Annotated in this window: 14 protein-coding genes; 6 read left to right on the top strand and 8 right to left on the bottom strand. The window is 57.6% G+C overall.

Annotation, left to right across the window (positions count from 1 at the left end; translation table 11 throughout):
* Nucleotides 1-7 precede the first annotated feature (7 nt).
* Nucleotides 8-1,327, top strand: coding sequence for a c-type cytochrome (locus tag AC6I8X_RS01975; RefSeq protein ID WP_313683158.1), 1,320 nt, complete (start codon nucleotides 8-10; stop codon nucleotides 1,325-1,327).
* Nucleotides 1,328-1,565: 238 nt separating this feature from the next.
* Here the strand turns inward: AC6I8X_RS01975 and AC6I8X_RS01980 are convergent, their stop codons facing one another.
* The 5 genes from AC6I8X_RS01980 to AC6I8X_RS02000 form a co-directional block, all read right to left on the bottom strand.
* Nucleotides 1,566-1,748 carry a hypothetical protein gene (locus tag AC6I8X_RS01980; RefSeq protein ID WP_497840460.1) on the bottom strand — a complete coding sequence of 61 codons (183 nt, stop codon included), beginning with the start codon at nucleotides 1,746-1,748 and terminating at the stop codon, nucleotides 1,566-1,568.
* Between the two features lie 233 nt (nucleotides 1,749-1,981).
* The gene (locus AC6I8X_RS01985) at nucleotides 1,982-3,391 is read right to left on the bottom strand and encodes an MFS transporter (protein WP_299458165.1); all 1,410 of its coding nucleotides are present in this window, start codon (nucleotides 3,389-3,391) and stop codon (nucleotides 1,982-1,984) included.
* Between the two features lie 199 nt (nucleotides 3,392-3,590).
* Nucleotides 3,591-5,111, bottom strand: a complete 1,521-nt coding sequence (gene abgT, locus AC6I8X_RS01990; RefSeq protein WP_497840461.1) for a p-aminobenzoyl-glutamate transporter — start codon at nucleotides 5,109-5,111, stop codon at nucleotides 3,591-3,593.
* 95 nt (nucleotides 5,112-5,206) lie between these two features.
* Nucleotides 5,207-6,652 carry a M20 family metallopeptidase gene (locus tag AC6I8X_RS01995; protein ID WP_497840463.1) on the bottom strand — a complete coding sequence of 482 codons (1,446 nt, stop codon included), beginning with the start codon at nucleotides 6,650-6,652 and terminating at the stop codon, nucleotides 5,207-5,209.
* Nucleotides 6,649-7,962, bottom strand: a complete 1,314-nt coding sequence (locus AC6I8X_RS02000; protein ID WP_497840464.1) for an amidohydrolase — start codon at nucleotides 7,960-7,962, stop codon at nucleotides 6,649-6,651. The genes AC6I8X_RS01995 and AC6I8X_RS02000 overlap by 4 nt, the downstream gene beginning before the upstream one ends.
* Nucleotides 7,963-8,078: 116 nt before the next feature.
* Between AC6I8X_RS02000 and AC6I8X_RS02005 the strand changes: the two genes are divergently transcribed.
* Together AC6I8X_RS02005 and yjdN are read left to right on the top strand one after the other, a co-directional pair.
* Nucleotides 8,079-8,981 (top strand): LysR family transcriptional regulator, encoded by a 903-nt coding sequence (locus AC6I8X_RS02005; protein ID WP_310618275.1) that lies wholly within the window; start codon nucleotides 8,079-8,081, stop codon nucleotides 8,979-8,981.
* Between the two features lie 78 nt (nucleotides 8,982-9,059).
* The gene (yjdN, locus tag AC6I8X_RS02010) at nucleotides 9,060-9,485 is read left to right on the top strand and encodes a VOC family metalloprotein YjdN (protein WP_313688640.1); all 426 of its coding nucleotides are present in this window, start codon (nucleotides 9,060-9,062) and stop codon (nucleotides 9,483-9,485) included.
* A gap of 103 nt (nucleotides 9,486-9,588) precedes the next feature.
* Here the strand turns inward: yjdN and AC6I8X_RS02015 are convergent, their stop codons facing one another.
* From AC6I8X_RS02015 to AC6I8X_RS02025, 3 genes are all read right to left on the bottom strand, one after another.
* Nucleotides 9,589-10,455 (bottom strand): nucleoside-specific channel-forming protein Tsx, encoded by an 867-nt coding sequence (locus tag AC6I8X_RS02015; RefSeq protein ID WP_313688638.1) that lies wholly within the window; start codon nucleotides 10,453-10,455, stop codon nucleotides 9,589-9,591.
* A gap of 390 nt (nucleotides 10,456-10,845) precedes the next feature.
* The gene (locus AC6I8X_RS02020; RefSeq protein WP_313688636.1) at nucleotides 10,846-12,201 is read right to left on the bottom strand and encodes a sensor histidine kinase; all 1,356 of its coding nucleotides are present in this window, start codon (nucleotides 12,199-12,201) and stop codon (nucleotides 10,846-10,848) included.
* The gene (locus AC6I8X_RS02025) at nucleotides 12,198-12,857 is read right to left on the bottom strand and encodes a response regulator (RefSeq protein ID WP_084871889.1); all 660 of its coding nucleotides are present in this window, start codon (nucleotides 12,855-12,857) and stop codon (nucleotides 12,198-12,200) included. The genes AC6I8X_RS02020 and AC6I8X_RS02025 overlap by 4 nt, the downstream gene beginning before the upstream one ends.
* Nucleotides 12,858-13,026: 169 nt before the next feature.
* On the opposite strand from AC6I8X_RS02025, the gene AC6I8X_RS02030 reads away from it, so the two are divergent.
* From AC6I8X_RS02030 to AC6I8X_RS02040, 3 genes are all read left to right on the top strand, one after another.
* Nucleotides 13,027-13,395 (top strand): helix-turn-helix domain-containing protein, encoded by a 369-nt coding sequence (locus tag AC6I8X_RS02030; protein ID WP_013507554.1) that lies wholly within the window; start codon nucleotides 13,027-13,029, stop codon nucleotides 13,393-13,395.
* A gap of 106 nt (nucleotides 13,396-13,501) precedes the next feature.
* Complete coding sequence (locus AC6I8X_RS02035) at nucleotides 13,502-14,398, top strand: LysR family transcriptional regulator (RefSeq protein WP_313688632.1); 897 nt, start codon at nucleotides 13,502-13,504, stop codon at nucleotides 14,396-14,398.
* A 111-nt stretch (nucleotides 14,399-14,509) separates the two neighbouring features.
* Nucleotides 14,510-15,718 carry an MFS transporter gene (locus AC6I8X_RS02040; RefSeq protein WP_497840466.1) on the top strand — a complete coding sequence of 403 codons (1,209 nt, stop codon included), beginning with the start codon at nucleotides 14,510-14,512 and terminating at the stop codon, nucleotides 15,716-15,718.
* Nucleotides 15,719-15,807 lie beyond the last annotated feature (89 nt).

The raw sequence follows: 15,807 nt of genomic DNA on the forward strand, positions 1-15,807 counted from the left end.
AACGGCGATGATGAAAAGCATTCTGGCCCTGGTTTTGGGCACGCTGTCGTTCGCCGCGCTGGCGGACGATCAGGCAAATGATGCCCTGGTAAAACGGGGTGAATATCTGGCGCGCGCCGGTGACTGCGTGGCCTGCCACAGCGTCAAAGGTGGGCAGCCTTTTGCCGGTGGTTTGCCGATGGCGACGCCAATTGGCACCATCTATTCCACCAACATCACCCCGGATAAAACCACCGGGATTGGCGACTACAGCTACGACGACTTCCAGAAAGCGGTGCGTCATGGCGTGGCGAAAAACGGTGACACGCTGTATCCGGCGATGCCGTATCCATCTTACGCGGTGGTGAGCGACGAGGACATGAAGGCGCTGTACGCGTACTTTATGCACGGCGTGGCACCGGTGGCGCAGGCCAATAAAGACAGCGATATTCCGTGGCCGCTGTCGATGCGCTGGCCGCTGGCCATCTGGCGCGGCGTGTTTGCGCCGGACGTGAAAGCGTTCCAGCCTGCTGCCCAGGAAGATCCGGTTCTGGCACGGGGTCGTTATCTGGTGGAAGGTCTGGGTCACTGTGGCGCCTGCCATACGCCGCGCAGCATCACCATGCAGGAGAAAGCCCTCAGCAATGATGGCGCGCATGATTACCTCTCCGGCAGCAGCGCACCGATTGATGGCTGGACCGCAAGCAACCTGCGTGGCGACAACCGTGACGGCCTGGGACGCTGGAGCGAGGACGATCTGCGCCAGTTCCTGCGCTATGGCCGTAACGATCACACCGCCGCGTTCGGGGGTATGACCGATGTGGTAGAGCACAGCCTGCAACACCTGAGCGATGACGATATCACGGCAATTGCCCGTTACCTGAAGTCGCTGGGGGCGAAAGACGCCAGCCAGACGGTGTTTACCCAGGATGACACGGTGGCGAAGGCGCTGTGGAAAGGTGATGACAGCCAGACAGGCGCGTCGGTGTATGTTGACAGCTGTGCTGCCTGCCATAAAACCGACGGCAGCGGTTATCAGCGCTTCTTCCCGGCGCTGCGTGGCAACCCGGTGGTGCTGGCAGACGATCCGACGTCGCTGATCCACATCGTGCTGACTGGCGGAACGCTGCCAGGCGTGCAGGGTGCACCTACGGCGATCACCATGCCGGCATTCGGCTGGCGTCTGAATGATCAGCAGGTGGCAGATGTGGTGAACTTTATTCGCGGCAGCTGGGGCAACGGTGCCAAAGCCACGGTGACGGCGAAAGATGTCGCCTCCTTACGTAAGGATGAAACCGTGCAGGCGCATCAGGGCAACGCGGATATTAAGGTGCTGGAGCAGCAGTAACATTACGTTCGCATCCGAGGGGATTTCGTTCGCCTCGGGCACCGGTAGTTGCAGTTCGCCGGTGCGGCGACCGAGCAAAGGGGGCCAGGCCGCCGCCCCCTTTGCATTCCCCGGCCCTGCGCCGCCTTCCTCGCCGCTTCGCGGCTTTTTCGCGCGATAAATCGCGCCGCTACAACTTCCGACGGACCGGCGTCGATTCGCTCCTGCTCAACGCCGCCTTTCGCCGCATCCATGCGGCTCATCCTGGAATCGTTCCCGCGCTCAGCGAGTCCGGATGGCGCGTCAGCACCGCTGCCACATCGATGATTTCCTGTGTTTTTTCTTTTGCTGTTGGTTTTTCTTTTTTCTGCGGGTTTTCAGGCGGGGGTGTTGGCGGCATTCGCAGCGCCGAGTGCAGAGGGAAGGCCAGGACGAGCCGCATGGATGCGGCGAGAGGGCGGCATGAGCCATGGATGGCGAATCCGCGTGGTCCGTCAGGCCTGAGAGATAAGCGAGGGAACAGCGCGAAGCGCTGCGCGAGGACGCCGCAGGGCGCGGATTGCAAAGGTCCGCGCCCTCGGACCTTTGCCCGTCCGCCTGCACGGCGGCCCTGAAACTGCCTAAAGCCTGGCGGGCGGAACCCCTGCGGAGCCAAACCGCTGCTGGCGGGCGGCTTTAAATATTCTCCAAATCAATCCCGCGTGTTTTCGGACCGTAAATCCCCACCGACAGCATCACCATCAACATACTCAGCACAATAAAGGCAATCACCCCCTGGCTACCGGCATATTGCAGAATCAGGCCGATGAGAATGCTGCTGAACGCCGTTGACAGGCGGCTGAACGAATAACAAAAACCAACGGCGCGCGCACGAATGTGCGTCGGGAAAATCTCGGTCTGATACGCGTGGTAGCTGAAGGTCAGCCAGGCATTGCTGTAGGTAATCAGGAAGCCACAGATAATCATCAGCACCGGGCTGGTCATAAAGGCGAACAGCGTGCCGAACACCACCGTCATCAGCGATGACAGAACGATCTGCCACTTGTTCTCGATCTTATCGGCGTAGCGGCTGCAAATCAGCGAACCCAGCGGGTAGGCCAGCGTAATGAAAAACGCGTACAGCAGGCTATGCGTCACCGTTGCACCTTTACCTGACAGCAGGGCGGGCAGCCAGTTACCAAAACCGAAGAAACCAATCGCCTGGAAGAAGTTCATCACCACCAGCATCAGGGTGCGTTTGCGATACGCCGGTGCCCAGATCTCGCTGAAGCGGCCTTTTTTCGGCAGCTGTGCGGCGGCGTCGCGGTCGGAGAAGTCTTCGCCCGGCGCGATACCGCAGCGTTTTTCCATCTCGCTCAGGACGCGATGCGCCTCCTGATGACGGCCCTGCTGCGCCAGCCAGCGTGCCGATTCCGGCAGGTTCTTACGAATAAACCAAATCACCAGCGAGCAGAGCGCACCGGCAATCACCACCCAGCGCCAGCCTTCAAGGCCGAGGATGGTTTGCGGCACCAGCCACCAGGACATCAGCGCCACAGCGGGCACTGACAGAAACTGAATAAAAAACGAGAAGGCAAAAGCGCGGCTACGCAGATGAGTCGGCACCCACTCGGAAAGATAGGTATCAATGGTTACCAGCTCGATACCGAGGCCAATCCCCACCAGAAAGCGGCACAGGATAATCATCTCGGCACTTTGCTGAAACGCCATCAGCAACGAGAACACGCCGTACCACGCCAGCGCGCACATAAAGGTCAGGCGACGACCAAAACGGTCCGCATAGGGAGCCAACAGGCTGGCACCGACAAACAAGCCAAGAAAGGTGGCGGAGGCAAAAGCAGCCTGATCGGCAATGCCGAACACGCCCGCGCTGCCGGTGTGGAACACACCCGCCGCCAGTAGCCCGGAACTGATATAGCCGGTTTCAAACAGGTCGTAGAGTTCAAAAAAACCGCCCAGCGCCAGTAGCGTGATAAAACGCCACAGGCCAGCGGAAGAAGGAAGCGCGTCGATGCGCCCGGCTAAGGTACGGCGATCCGCAGCGATAATATCGCCAGCCACCCCGGTTGTGCAGGCAGTTGTCATTGTTGTATGAACCTCGGTATGACGGTGTTTGCAAAACTCACCAACGGCAGAGATTGGTTTTAAAAATAATTAACCGTTAGCAAGCGAAGGAACAGCAGAATAATCAATTACGGCGGGGATGCCGAGAGGTGAAGCGGTGAGATTTTAGCAATGTACGTTGCAATTCGCGTAAGTGTGATCGCCGTCCCTGGCGATGTGGTTAATGCAGGCTGGGATAAACCCCTGGGCCGATGGGTAAACCCAGTGCGTACCAGGCAACCAGCAGCACAATCCAGGTGATAAAGAACACCACCGGATAGGGGAAGATCAGCACATAATAGGTGCCAAGTTGCGCATCTTTCTGGTATCGCTGCAGGAAACCGAGGAACAATGGCAGGAACGGCGACATCGGTGCCAGTGGCAGCACGGCCGAATCAGCGATACGGAAGATCATCTGGGCAAACGCCGGGTGGAAGCCGAGCAGCATAAACATCGGCACAAACACCGGGGCGAGAATCGACCAGATGGCGGAGCCGCTGGCGATAAACATGCACAGAAATGCCGACAGGAACATCAGACCGAGAAACGCCGGTGCGCCGCTGATGCCCGCGCTTTCCAGCATATCGGTCAGACCAATCGCCATAAACTTGCCCATGTTGCTCCAGTTGAAGAAGGCGACGAACTGCGACAGCGGGAACACCATCACAATAAAGCCTGCCATGCTCTTCATCGGATCGACCAGCAATTGCGGAATATCATCCGGGCGACGGATCTGCTTCGTCACTGCACCATAGGCAATCGCCACCACAAAAAAGAACAGGATGATGATCGGCACAATCCCCTGAATAAACGGCGACGGGATGATGCCACCGGTTTTCGGGTTGCGCAGCGGCGCATGCTCCGGCACCACCAGCAGCGCCATCAGCGCGATAAACACCAGGGCGGCAATGCCAGCGGCTTTCAGGCCACGGTTTTCCTGCGCGGTGAGCGGTGGCAAGCGATCCTGATGGCCGCCGTTCCAGGCGGGCAGGCGCGGCTCGATAAACTTATCGGTCAGCAGCGCACCGGCAATGGTCAGCACCACCACGGAAGTCGCCATAAAGAACCAGTTATCGATCACGCTGACGTGTACCGTGTCGCTCACCGCTTTCGCCGCTTCGGTGCTGATGCCTGACAGCAACACATCGGTAGTGACAATCAGCAGGTTAGCGGTAAACCCGGATGCCACACCGGCAATCGCCGCCAGCAGGCCCGCCACCGGATGACGTCCCACGGCGAGGAAGATCAGCGCGCCGAGCGGTGGCATCACGACCAGCGCTGCATCGGAGGAGATGTGGCTAAAGAAGGCGATAAACAGCACCATATAGCTGGCGTAGCGACGGCTGACGCGGGATGCCATCTTCACCATTAGCGATTGCAGCAGGCCGACTTTTTCCGCCAGACCGGCACCAATCACCAGCGCCAGAATCGATCCCAGCGGCGTGAAGCTGCTGAAGTTTTTGATGATGTTGGGCAGAATCCACTGCAACCCGGCGACGCTGAGCAGGTTATTCACCCGCACCAGCTCGCCATTGGTCGGATTCTTCACCGCCACGTCAAAACTGCTGAGAATGGCGGTGGCGACCATCAGCACCACGATCAAATATACGAACAGTAAAAAAGGGTTTGGGACTTTATTCCCGACCCGCTCAATCCAGCCAAACAGCTTCCCTGGGCTGCGATTCTCCGTGGTGGCTTCCATCGGCATTTCCTCGTCTCGTTATGTTGTGTTTGCGTATAACTTTTATTTTTTTATTGGCTACAGCATCCCGCGCCTGCGTGGGCGCGGGTTTATTATCAGGACGCCAGCTTTGAGGGCTGCACGTCGGGTGGAATCGGACACTGATACGGTTGTTCGCTGCGCACGCGGGTAAACTCCTCGCGGCAGCGTGCCAGGGCGTCGCTATCGTTGAGCAGGGTGAGGGCGGTGGCGGCCAGCACTTTCGCCGCCAGGCACATCCCTTTATGGGCGATGGCGGTGCGGCCCTGTGCCACCAGCTGCCAGGTATGCAGCGGCGTGCCGAAGGCAAAGCAGGGGGTGAAGCACTGCGCGGTCGGCGTCACCCAGCTGACATCGCCGACATCGGTGGAGCCATACAGCAACTCACGCGTCACCGCATAAGGGGCCACTTCATCCATCAGCACCTTATCACCCAGCGCTTCAGTCCAGGCCACGCCTGCCTCACCGCCAGTGCGTGCTGCATTGAGCCGCGCATTGCGCAGATCGTCTTTGGATAGCGTGGCGCGGATCTGCGTGGCAAAGGCGCGCTCCTCCGCACTGTATTCCGGCAGGCCGAACTGGCGCAGATAACCGTCCATCACCGCTTCGAGCGCGCGGTTAGGAACATAGTTGGAACAGGCTTTATCGAAACGCACCGTCATTTGCGTGTCGGTCATCAGCGCGGCACCTTTGGCGATATTGATAACCCGTTGATAAATATCCTGTGCCTGGTCGAGCTGCGGGGCGCGAATCAGATACAACACTTCGGCATCGGCCTGCACCACGTTGGGCGACACGCCGCCAGCGTTGGTCACCGCATAATGAAGACGCGCTTCCTGCACGATATGTTCGCGCAGAAAGTTGGCCCCGGTGTTCATCAGCGTTACGGCATCGAGGGCGCTGCGGCCCAGATGCGGTGAATTCGCCGCGTGCGCCGCCACCCCTTTGAAGTGGAATGCCGCCTGGATATTGGCGAGGGTGCTGAGGTTAAACATGCCGCTAAAACCTTCCGGGTGCCAGGTCACGGCGGCATCGACATCATCAAACAACCCTTCGCGCACCATATAGGTTTTGCCGGAACCGCCTTCTTCGCCGGGGCAGCCGTAAAAACGCAGGGTGCCGCGCTGACCCTGCTGTGCCCACCAGGCTTTGATGGCAAACGCCGCCGCGAGGCCCGCGGTGCCCAGCAGGTTATGGCCGCAACCATGACCGTTGCCGTTTTCCACCAGCGGCTGCGGCTCGGCGCAGGCGGCTTGCTGGCTCAGCCCGGCCAGAGCATCAAACTCACCGAGAATGGCGATCACCGGCTTACCGCTGCCGATGCTGGCGATAAAAGCGGTGTCGATACCGCCGACGCCACGCTCAACGGCGAAACCCTCCTGCTCCAGCGCGTCGGCCAGCAGGGCGGAAGACTTCGTCTCTTCGAAGCGAGTTTCTGGCACATCCCAGATGGCGTCGCTGATGGCGCTGAAGCGTGCCTGATGTTGGTTAATATAGTTATCGATAAAGTCGCGATGACTCATTGCTGGCCCCCGAACTGCGCCTGATTGAGCGCCAGTGTCGCCAGGGTTTGTACCGCCGTTGCCATAATCGCTTCGTCGAAATCAAACTTCGCGTTGTGATGGCCTGCTGCCAGCTCACAACCAAAAATCACATAGGATGCCTGGCCGCCGCGCTGCTGTACGCGCTCCAGCATATAGGTGGCATCTTCGGAACCGGCTGCCTGTTGTTTGGTATCGACGACCGAGTTGAACAGGCCCAGCGCGTCGGCCTGCTGGTGGATAAATGCCACCCACGGCTGGCTTGGCGTGCAGCTGCGCGCGCCTCCCATCAGTTTTACCTCAGATTCAACGCCGTACATCGCCGCTGCCCCGGCAATCACGCGCAGCGCCTGCTGATAAATATCGTCGTTCACCTGGTTGCTGACGCCACGCGTTTCCACCTTCATCAGCGCGGTATCAGCCACCACGTTGCGGCCGGTGCCCGCCTGCAATACGCCGACGTTAACGCGCGCCACGCCACCGCTATGCTGCGGCAGATTATGCAGTGCCAGCGTTGCCTGGGCGGCAGCCAGTAACGCGTTGCGACCCTCTTCAGGACGGCCCCCGGCATGCGCACCGACGCCGGTAAACTGCACATCAAGCTTGGTGGTGGCGAGGAAGCTGTCGCTGCCGCAAACGATTTCGCCGGCGGGCACGCCAGTGCCGAGGTGGATAGCAGTAAACAGATCCACATCATCAACCACGCCCGCCGCCACCATGGCTTTTGCGCCGCGCACGCCTTCTTCGGCAGGCTGGAAAATCAGTTTGATGGTGCCGCTCAGTTGATCTTTCATCGCCATCAACACTCTGGCGAGGCCGAGGCCAATGGTAGTGTGACCGTCGTGACCACAGGCGTGCATCATGCCGGCATTGCAGGAGGCAAAACCTTCGCGTTGTGGCAGATGATCCACCGCGCTGCTTTCATTCAAATCAAGCGCGTCCATATCGACGCGAAATCCCATCACCGGACCCGGGCGACCGGTTTCCAGCGTGGCAACAATGCCGCAAAAACCGCCGGAGAAGTGGCTGAGCCACTGCGGCAATGCGCCCTGTTCCAGTGCGCGCGCTTCCTGTGCCGCCAGCACTGTGTCAGACGGCAGTCCCATGCGCGCATCGGCATCGATGACTTCCCGGCCCAGTTTCAGCGGATAACCCAGGCGATGGAGTTCCTCAGCCACCAGGGTGGCGGTTCGAAATTCCAGCCAGCCTGATTCGGCAAACTGGTGCAGGTCGCGTCGCCAGGTTTGCATCTGCGGTACCAGTGCGCTGACGTGGGCGGAAAGGGTTTTCATCGGCATATCCTTCATGTTGGTTTTTTATGCATTCTCCCGAATCTACACAATGGTATTGGCGCGCATAAGATGGGAATATCTTATGCCTGATAAACAACAGTTATCACTGGGTCACTATGTCCGCTAATTTAAAACTGCATCAGCTGCGCGCCTTTGTCGATGTGGCCCGCCAGGGGAGCATCCGCGCCGCCAGCCGTCTGTCAGGCGTTTCACAGCCTGCGCTGACCAAGGCGATCCAGGAGCTGGAGTTATCACTCGGCGCGCGTTTATTTGAGCGGCGGCATCAGGGGGTAACGCTAACCGATATCGGTGATAACTTTTTCCGTCATGCCAGCCTGGTGCTGGAGGAGCTGCGCGTGGCGCAGGAAGATATTCAGCAGCGGCTGGGTCTGGCGGGCGGCAGGGTGAACATTGGTGTCGGTGGCAGCATTGCGCGCACCGTGATGCCGCAGGTGATTAACCATTTTCACCGTGAATATCCACTGGTGAAAGTGCGTATCGTGGAAGGACAGCTGGTGGCGATGGTGCACGAGCTGCGTCAGGGCGCGCTGGATTTCACCATCAATACTTACGATCAAAGCCACCTCGACCAGGAGCTGACTTACGAAAGGTTGATGGAGCGTGATTACCAGGTGGTGGTACGTAAAGGGCATCCGATGGCCCATGCGCGCTCGCTGGCGGAATTGCAGCATTGTGACTGGACCATGCCAACGCCGCAGGGAAGTTATTATCGTCTGCTGCACGATATGTTCGGTGAGCGTGGCATGGCACCGAAAATCGTGGTCACCTGCGAAACCTTTATGGCCTGTACCAGCCTGGTGGCAAAGACCGATTTTGTCAGCATCATCTCACGTGATGTGATTGAAGATCCGACACACGGCGGCCAACTGCTGGCGCTGGAGCTGGACGATCCGCTGCCCAAAGCAACCTTCTATCTGATTCAACGCAAGGACACCGCGCTGACGCCGATGAGCGCCTATATGGCGCAGCTGTTCCGCCGCTATTGTCAACAAAGGTAAGAGTGCGGCCCGGCTCGCGTCCTGTTTTCCTGCCACGCACTACACTTGGCATCGGGCGTTCATTGTGGAGAACAGACCATGCAAATTACCCCTTATTTGTTTTATGACGGCCGCTGCGAAGAGGCCATCGCATTTTACCTTGCGGCTACTGACGGCGAATTGCTGTTTAAAATGACCTTTGGCGATATGCCGGAGAGCGAATCAATGGAGGGTTGCCCGTCAGGTATGACGTTTCCCCCGGAGCACATCATGCATGCGCATCTGCGCATCGGACAGGGCGAAATCATGCTGAGCGACGGCAACCGCGAGACGCATTACAGCGGGTTTGCGGTGAGCCTTTCCACCCCGGATGAGGTACAGGGCAAACGCTGGTTTGATGCGTTGTCGGCAGGAGGACAGGTGACGAAAAACTGGGAGCCAACGTTCTGGGCGAACGGCTTTGGCATGTTTACTGATAAGTTCGGCGTGCCCTGGATGGTGAATGCATACAAACCAAGGGTTTAGCCAGCGTTATCAACCCGTAGCGGCGCGATTTATCGCGCAATTCCGTGTGCTGTGCCGGAAAACATTGCGCGATAAATCGCGCCGCTACGGGAGATGTACTGACTTAGAAGTTGTAGCCTACGACCAGGTAGTAACCCCAGCCGGTAGATTTCACTTCAAACGGACCGTTGCCGAAGTTCAGCTCCTGGCCATCCGCCCATTGCCCGCCGTTATGGAACCAACGCGCCACGGTTGAAACGTGCCAGTGGTCATAATTCAGCGACAGGATATGGCTGGAGGCAATTGAGTTGCTGGTACGTGATGGTCCGGTCTCGTCGCGCAGATCAGAACCCCAGTCAAAGTTGGTGAAACCGATGTAGCTCAGCTTACCGCCCCACAGGTCGGTAATCGGCACAAAGTATTTCACTTTGAAGCGATAGCCATCCCAGCTGTTTTCGTTCGCCGCACCGTAGTTCTGCCACTGGTATTTGGCGTACACGTTCAGCGACAGACCAACGTCAGAGTGGGTGTCGATATCGGTACCCAGACCCATATACCAGGTGTTCTGACGCTGTGACGCGTTACGACCCATGTCATAGATGTAGTTGTTGGCGAAGTACCACTCTTTAAACGGACCAAAAGCCAGGCTGGTGCCGGTCAGTTTATCGATAGAGAAACGTGGCTCAATTTCCATGAACATCGGCGAACCGTGGTCGAAAATGCCGTTGGCATTGCTGTTGCCCAGACCGAAGAAGTTGGTCAGGTCGAGGTAGCCGTAGAAATCAAACCAGTCCTTTTTCGCAAAGGCTTCGTATTCCAGATACACGTCGTTATTAAACTGTGGTCCGAAACGGGTGTGGTAACTGCCCACTACGTTAACGCTCTGATGCCACCAATCTGAAAGGTATTGCGGGTTGCTGTCTGCCGCTTGTGTCGCGCCGGTCCAGCTGCTGGCCAGTAAGGCCCCTGCTATCAATGCTTTATATTTCATTATTGTTAACCACATGCTCGTGATCGCGATAAAAGTGCACGATCGGTGTCAGTCGATCCCAGGGGTGGGCGGTAAATTGTTTTAGCCGGTCTGAGCCGCCGGTTTCTAAAGCTCGCGTAGGGTGCCTGTATCAGTCGGATAGAAAATAGATTTTGATCACGTTTGTCAAAAAGTGTTGCAATTCCATTCACCAAAAATGTGAGTTATGTCACATTATTGTCATGAAACGAACGGAACCCCGCAACCGTTTACGTTGTCGTGAACTGCCGCAAAATGCTTATGGAGGAATCGGATGTAGCGGCGCGATTTATCGCGCATCTTTTTGCATGGAGGGGCGGCTACCCAAAAAAACAGCGCGATAAATCGCGCCGCTACGGGAAGGATAGGAGGTTAAGGTAAGGTTACGCGCACCTGCAAGCCGCAGATCTTGCCCTGCGGACTCAGGCAGTTCGACAGCGCCACCTGCATACGATGTTTTTGCGCCACGCTGCGCACAATCGACAGACCCAGGCCGCTGCCCTGTGCCTGCACATCGGGTGAGCGGGTGAAGCGGTCAAACGCGCGTTCGATAAAGGCTTCCGGCATGCCGGGACCGTTATCGACGATATCCACCACGGTATGGTTGCCGACGCGATGCAGCAACACATCCACCAGGCTGCCTTCGGGGGTGTGCAGCATGGCATTGCCGATCAGGTTATCGAACAGGCTGCGTAAATCGGAGCGGCTGGCCTGAAGGCGATAATGGGTGGTGCCATTAAAGCCGATATCGATACCACGTTTGTCCGCCACCACCATCAACTGTTCGATGCTCTCTTTCAGCAGGTCTTCCAGCTCGATATTCTCAACCGTCACCACCACTGACTGATCTTCCTGGCGTGAGATATTCAGCAGCTGCGTCACCAGATGGCGCGTGCGCGTAACACCCGCTTCCAGCTGATCAAACTGGCGACTAGCCTCACCCGGCTGGATATGCTGACGCAGGTTTTCCAGTTGCAGCGTCACCGCCGTCACCGGGGTACGCAGCTCATGCGCAGCATCTTCGAGGAACTGACGCTGTGACGACCAGGCAGCACGCAGTTTATCGAGCAGAGAATTGTAGGCATCGACCAGCGGCAGGATCTCGTCTGGCAGGCCATCCGGCGGTACGCTGTCGGGATGCAGCATCTCCTGTGCGGCAATCTGACGGGAGGCGACACGTAAATCACGCGTAATGGCGCGCACCACCAGCCAGATCACCAACAGGGAGAGCGGCATCATTAAAATCAGCGGAATAATCGCCGACATGGCGCGCTTCACCATCACGCTTTTCATATAGCCGATGTTGTAGAGCACCTGAATATTGGCGATATCGCTGCCCGGTTCGCCAGGACGGTTGAACACCCGCCAGTTGCAATCTTCACAATCGCCGATTTTTACATCGTTCCAGCCCTTTTTATTTTGCAACGGCGCGCGCAGCTCCGGCCATGAACTGGCACGCAGCTCGTTATTGGCATCCCACAGTTGCACCACGTAGGCGCTTTTCAGTTTGTCGGCGTTGAGCATCAGCGGCATCAGCGCCGGAATGCGTTTGCTGCTGGCCCAGGCATCGGCAATTTTCGCCAGCTGATCGTCTTTCATCGTACCGATCATGTCGCCGTAGCAGCTGTAAAAATAAGAGGTCACGCCGCCGATCATCGCTAAATGCATCAGCAGCAAAGTAGTGAGCAGTTTATTACGCAGCGAGCGCATAAAAGTGAAGGGTTTCATATTGCAGGAACTCGCCAGCCAAGACCGCGCACGTTGCGAATCACTTCGTTATCCAGCTTACGACGCATGCCATGAATCAATACATCAACGGCGTTGCTGGTCACTTCTTCACCCCAGCCGTAGATGCGGTTTTCCAGTTGTTCGCGCGAAAGAATCGCCCCCGGGCGCTCCAGCAACGCATAGAGCAGGGCATATTCACGTGCGGTAAGTTGCTCACGCTGGCCTTTGTACAGCACTTCACGCGTCATCATATCGAGCTGCACGTCGCCACTGCCTAACAGGGAATCCGCCGCACCGTGGCGGCGTCGGGTAATCGCTCGCATTCGCGCCAGCACCTCTTGCAGATCAAAGGGTTTCAACAGGTAATCATCGGCACCACTGTCGAGGCCCTGGATGCGTTGTGCGACAGTATCGCGTGCCGTCAGCACCAGCACCGGCGTCATATCACCGCGCGTGCGTGCGCGACGCAGCACATGGATACCATCTTCGCGTGGCAAACCGAGATCCAGCAGTACACAGCTGTAACCGCCTTCGGCCCAGGCGTTGCTGGCAAAGACGCCATCCCGCACCCAATCCACCGACCAGCCAGCCGCCTCCAGCGCCTGCTGCAGGTTAGCGCCAATCATTTCATCATCTTCAACCAGCAGCACACGCATGGTATGAGGTCCTCTAAAATCAATACAAACAGTGTAGCGCTGCAAAATTAGCGCAGAATTACACCCGTTTTCCCCCTTGCTAATTCTGCGCTAATTTTCTGCTAATTAAGGGATAAATTTAACGCGCTAAAGTGGCTTCACTGGACATCACGTCGTATCTGGAGGAGCCATGAATCAGAGTCAATTTATCCGCAGTTTGCTGGACTGGATAGAAGACAACTTAGGACACGATTTACATCTGGATGAAGTAGCACGCCGTTCGGGTTATTCCCGCTGGCACCTGCAACGTCTGTTTCGTCAGCACACCGGATTTTCACTGGCCGAGTACATTCGCCAGCGCCGGTTGACGGAATCGGCGCTGACGCTGCTTAACAGTGATGAGGCGATCCTGCAGGTGGCGATGAGCTACGGCTTTGACACCCAGCAGGCGTATACCCGCACCTTTAAAAACTACTTCCGCGTGACACCGGGCCAGCTGCGTCGTCAGCGCCGCGTGGAACCGGATCGTCTGCTGTTTCCACTGGCGGTGGCCAGTTGAGTCGCTAGCCTGATTTCCCGTTGTTACGTCGTCGCGGGAAATCAGGTGCTATTGTGCACCAATCCTTTTAAGCTGCTGTTTTCCCCTCCTCTGTCGGTTATGGACAATGGACAACAGCGACAATCTCACCGCCATGATGCTGTTTGCGCGCGTGGTGGAACGGCAAAGTTTCAGCGAAGCTGCCCGCACGCTCGGCGTATCAAAATCCTATGTCAGCCGCGAAATCGCCCGGCTGGAAATCCGCCTCGGGATCAAATTGTTGCAGCGCACCACGCGTAAGGTAGCGCTGACGGAACTGGGGCAGGCGTACTACCCGTTTTGTACCCGCTTACTCGACGAGATGCATCGTGCTGATGCTTTTGTGCAACAGGTACACCAGCTGCCTGCCGGTAACGTGCGTTTACAGGCCCCGGTGACGTTCGGTTGCCAATGCGTGGTGCCAACGCTGAATCACTTTATCCGCCGTCATATTCATATCAACGTCGACCTGGAACTGACGGACCGCATCAACGAGGACCCGCAAAGCAGCGCCGATGTGGCGATTGTGATCCGTCAGCGTGCCCCGGAAGTGCCTGACTATCGTGAGTTGAATACCATCGACTGGGGATTGTATGCGGCACCGGATTACCTGGTGGCGCATCCGCCTATCGACCATCCCGAACGCTTAACTCGCCATGATCTGCTGTTGTTTCACGGCCCGGCCCATACGGCAGCTCTGCCGTTCCGGCGCGATAAACAGCGTCTGGCGCTGGATGTGCGCAGCCGTTTTCGCGCCAATAACAGTATGGCGTTGTTGAATGCGGCGCTGGCCGGAACCGGTATCGCCTACCTGCCCGCCTATATGACCCAGGAGTCGCTGGCGCGGGGTGAGATTGTGCAAGTGCTGCCGGAGTGGCAGATGGATCGCCTGCACAGTTACTTGCTGCTAAAAAACCAGCCTGAGCCGTCGTCACCCGTCACCCTGTTGTGCGATGCGTTAATCACCGCATTAGGGGATGGCTGATTGTTGCCTTTTGGCAACAATGGCAACCTGTGTGGCAAATATTCCCGCTGGTATGTTATCGAGGCAGCACCACTGTTAGCCTGAATGTCAGTTCAAAACAGGGATATCATCATGCAGCAACCTCCAATGGCGTTAGCGCCTGAACAGCAACACTGGAAGCGCAATCTGTACGTCTGCGTACTTGGCTCTTTCAGCACCATTGTGGCGATGACGCTGCTGCTGCCGTTTCTGCCGTTATATGTGCAGCAGCTCGGCGTGCAGGAACCGGCAGCGATTGCACGCTGGTCGGGAGTGGCTTACGGCGCAACCTTTTTCAGCGCCGCACTCACCGCGCCGCTGTGGGGCAAACTGGCGGATCGCTATGGTCGTAAGCTGATGTTGATCCGCGCCAGTCTGGGCATGGCGATTGCCATGTCGCTGATTGGCATGGCGACCGCTCCCTGGCAACTGGTGGCGCTGCGTTTGCTGGCCGGGCTGTTGGGGGGCTATGCCTCGGGATCGACCATTCTGGTGGCAGCGCAAACGCCGAAAGAGCAGACCGGCTGGGCGCTGGGGGTGCTGTCTTCCGGCATTATGGCAGGCAATGTGGTGGGGCCGTTGCTGGGCGGGGTGCTGCCACCATTGATTGGTATTCGTCACACCTTCTGGCTGACCGGTGCGGTGATTTTTCTCGCTTTCCTTGCCACCACCTTTTTACTGAAAGAAGCGCCTCGTCAGGCTAAAAAGGCCGCGCAAAGCAGCAGTATCGAGGAGAAACCGGTAAATCTGCCGGTGGTACGGTTGATGTGGTTGTCGGGGATGTTGCTGATTTTCGCCAATATGTCGATTGAACCGATTATCACGCTGTATGTCGGGCAGTTTGTCACTGGCGATCACGCGATTACCGTCACGGCGGGCCTGGTGATGGCGGCGGCGGCACTGGGCAGTATTGTTTCTGCTCCACGTCTTGGACGGCTGGCGGATCGCATCGGTCATGGCCGGGTGCTGGTGTATGGCCTGATTGCCTGTGCGTTGCTGCTGATTCCGCAGGCCTTTATCACCGCGGCCTGGCAATTGGTTGTGTTGCGTTTCCTGATGGGGATGGCGTTGGGTGGCTTGATGCCGTGCGTGACCGCCCTGATTCGCCACAATGTCCCGCAGGCACAAGTGGGAAAAATGCTGGGATATTCGACTTCAGCGCAGTATGTCGGGCAGGTGAGTGGGCCGTTGTTTGGCGGTTTTGTCGGCGGGGCTTTTGGTATGCGTCCGGTGTTTTTGGCGACCTGTGTGATTATGGCGCTGTGCGCATTATTAAATGCGCGGGTGTTGCGGAGGAATTGATCCGTAGCGGCGCGATTTATCGCGCAATTCCGCACACGGTGCCGAAAAAAACGCGCGATAAATCGCGCCGCTACAGACGCAGGTATAAA

The sequence above is a fragment of the Pantoea sp. X-Soil-TKNS-1280 genome, from assembly GCF_059730475.1.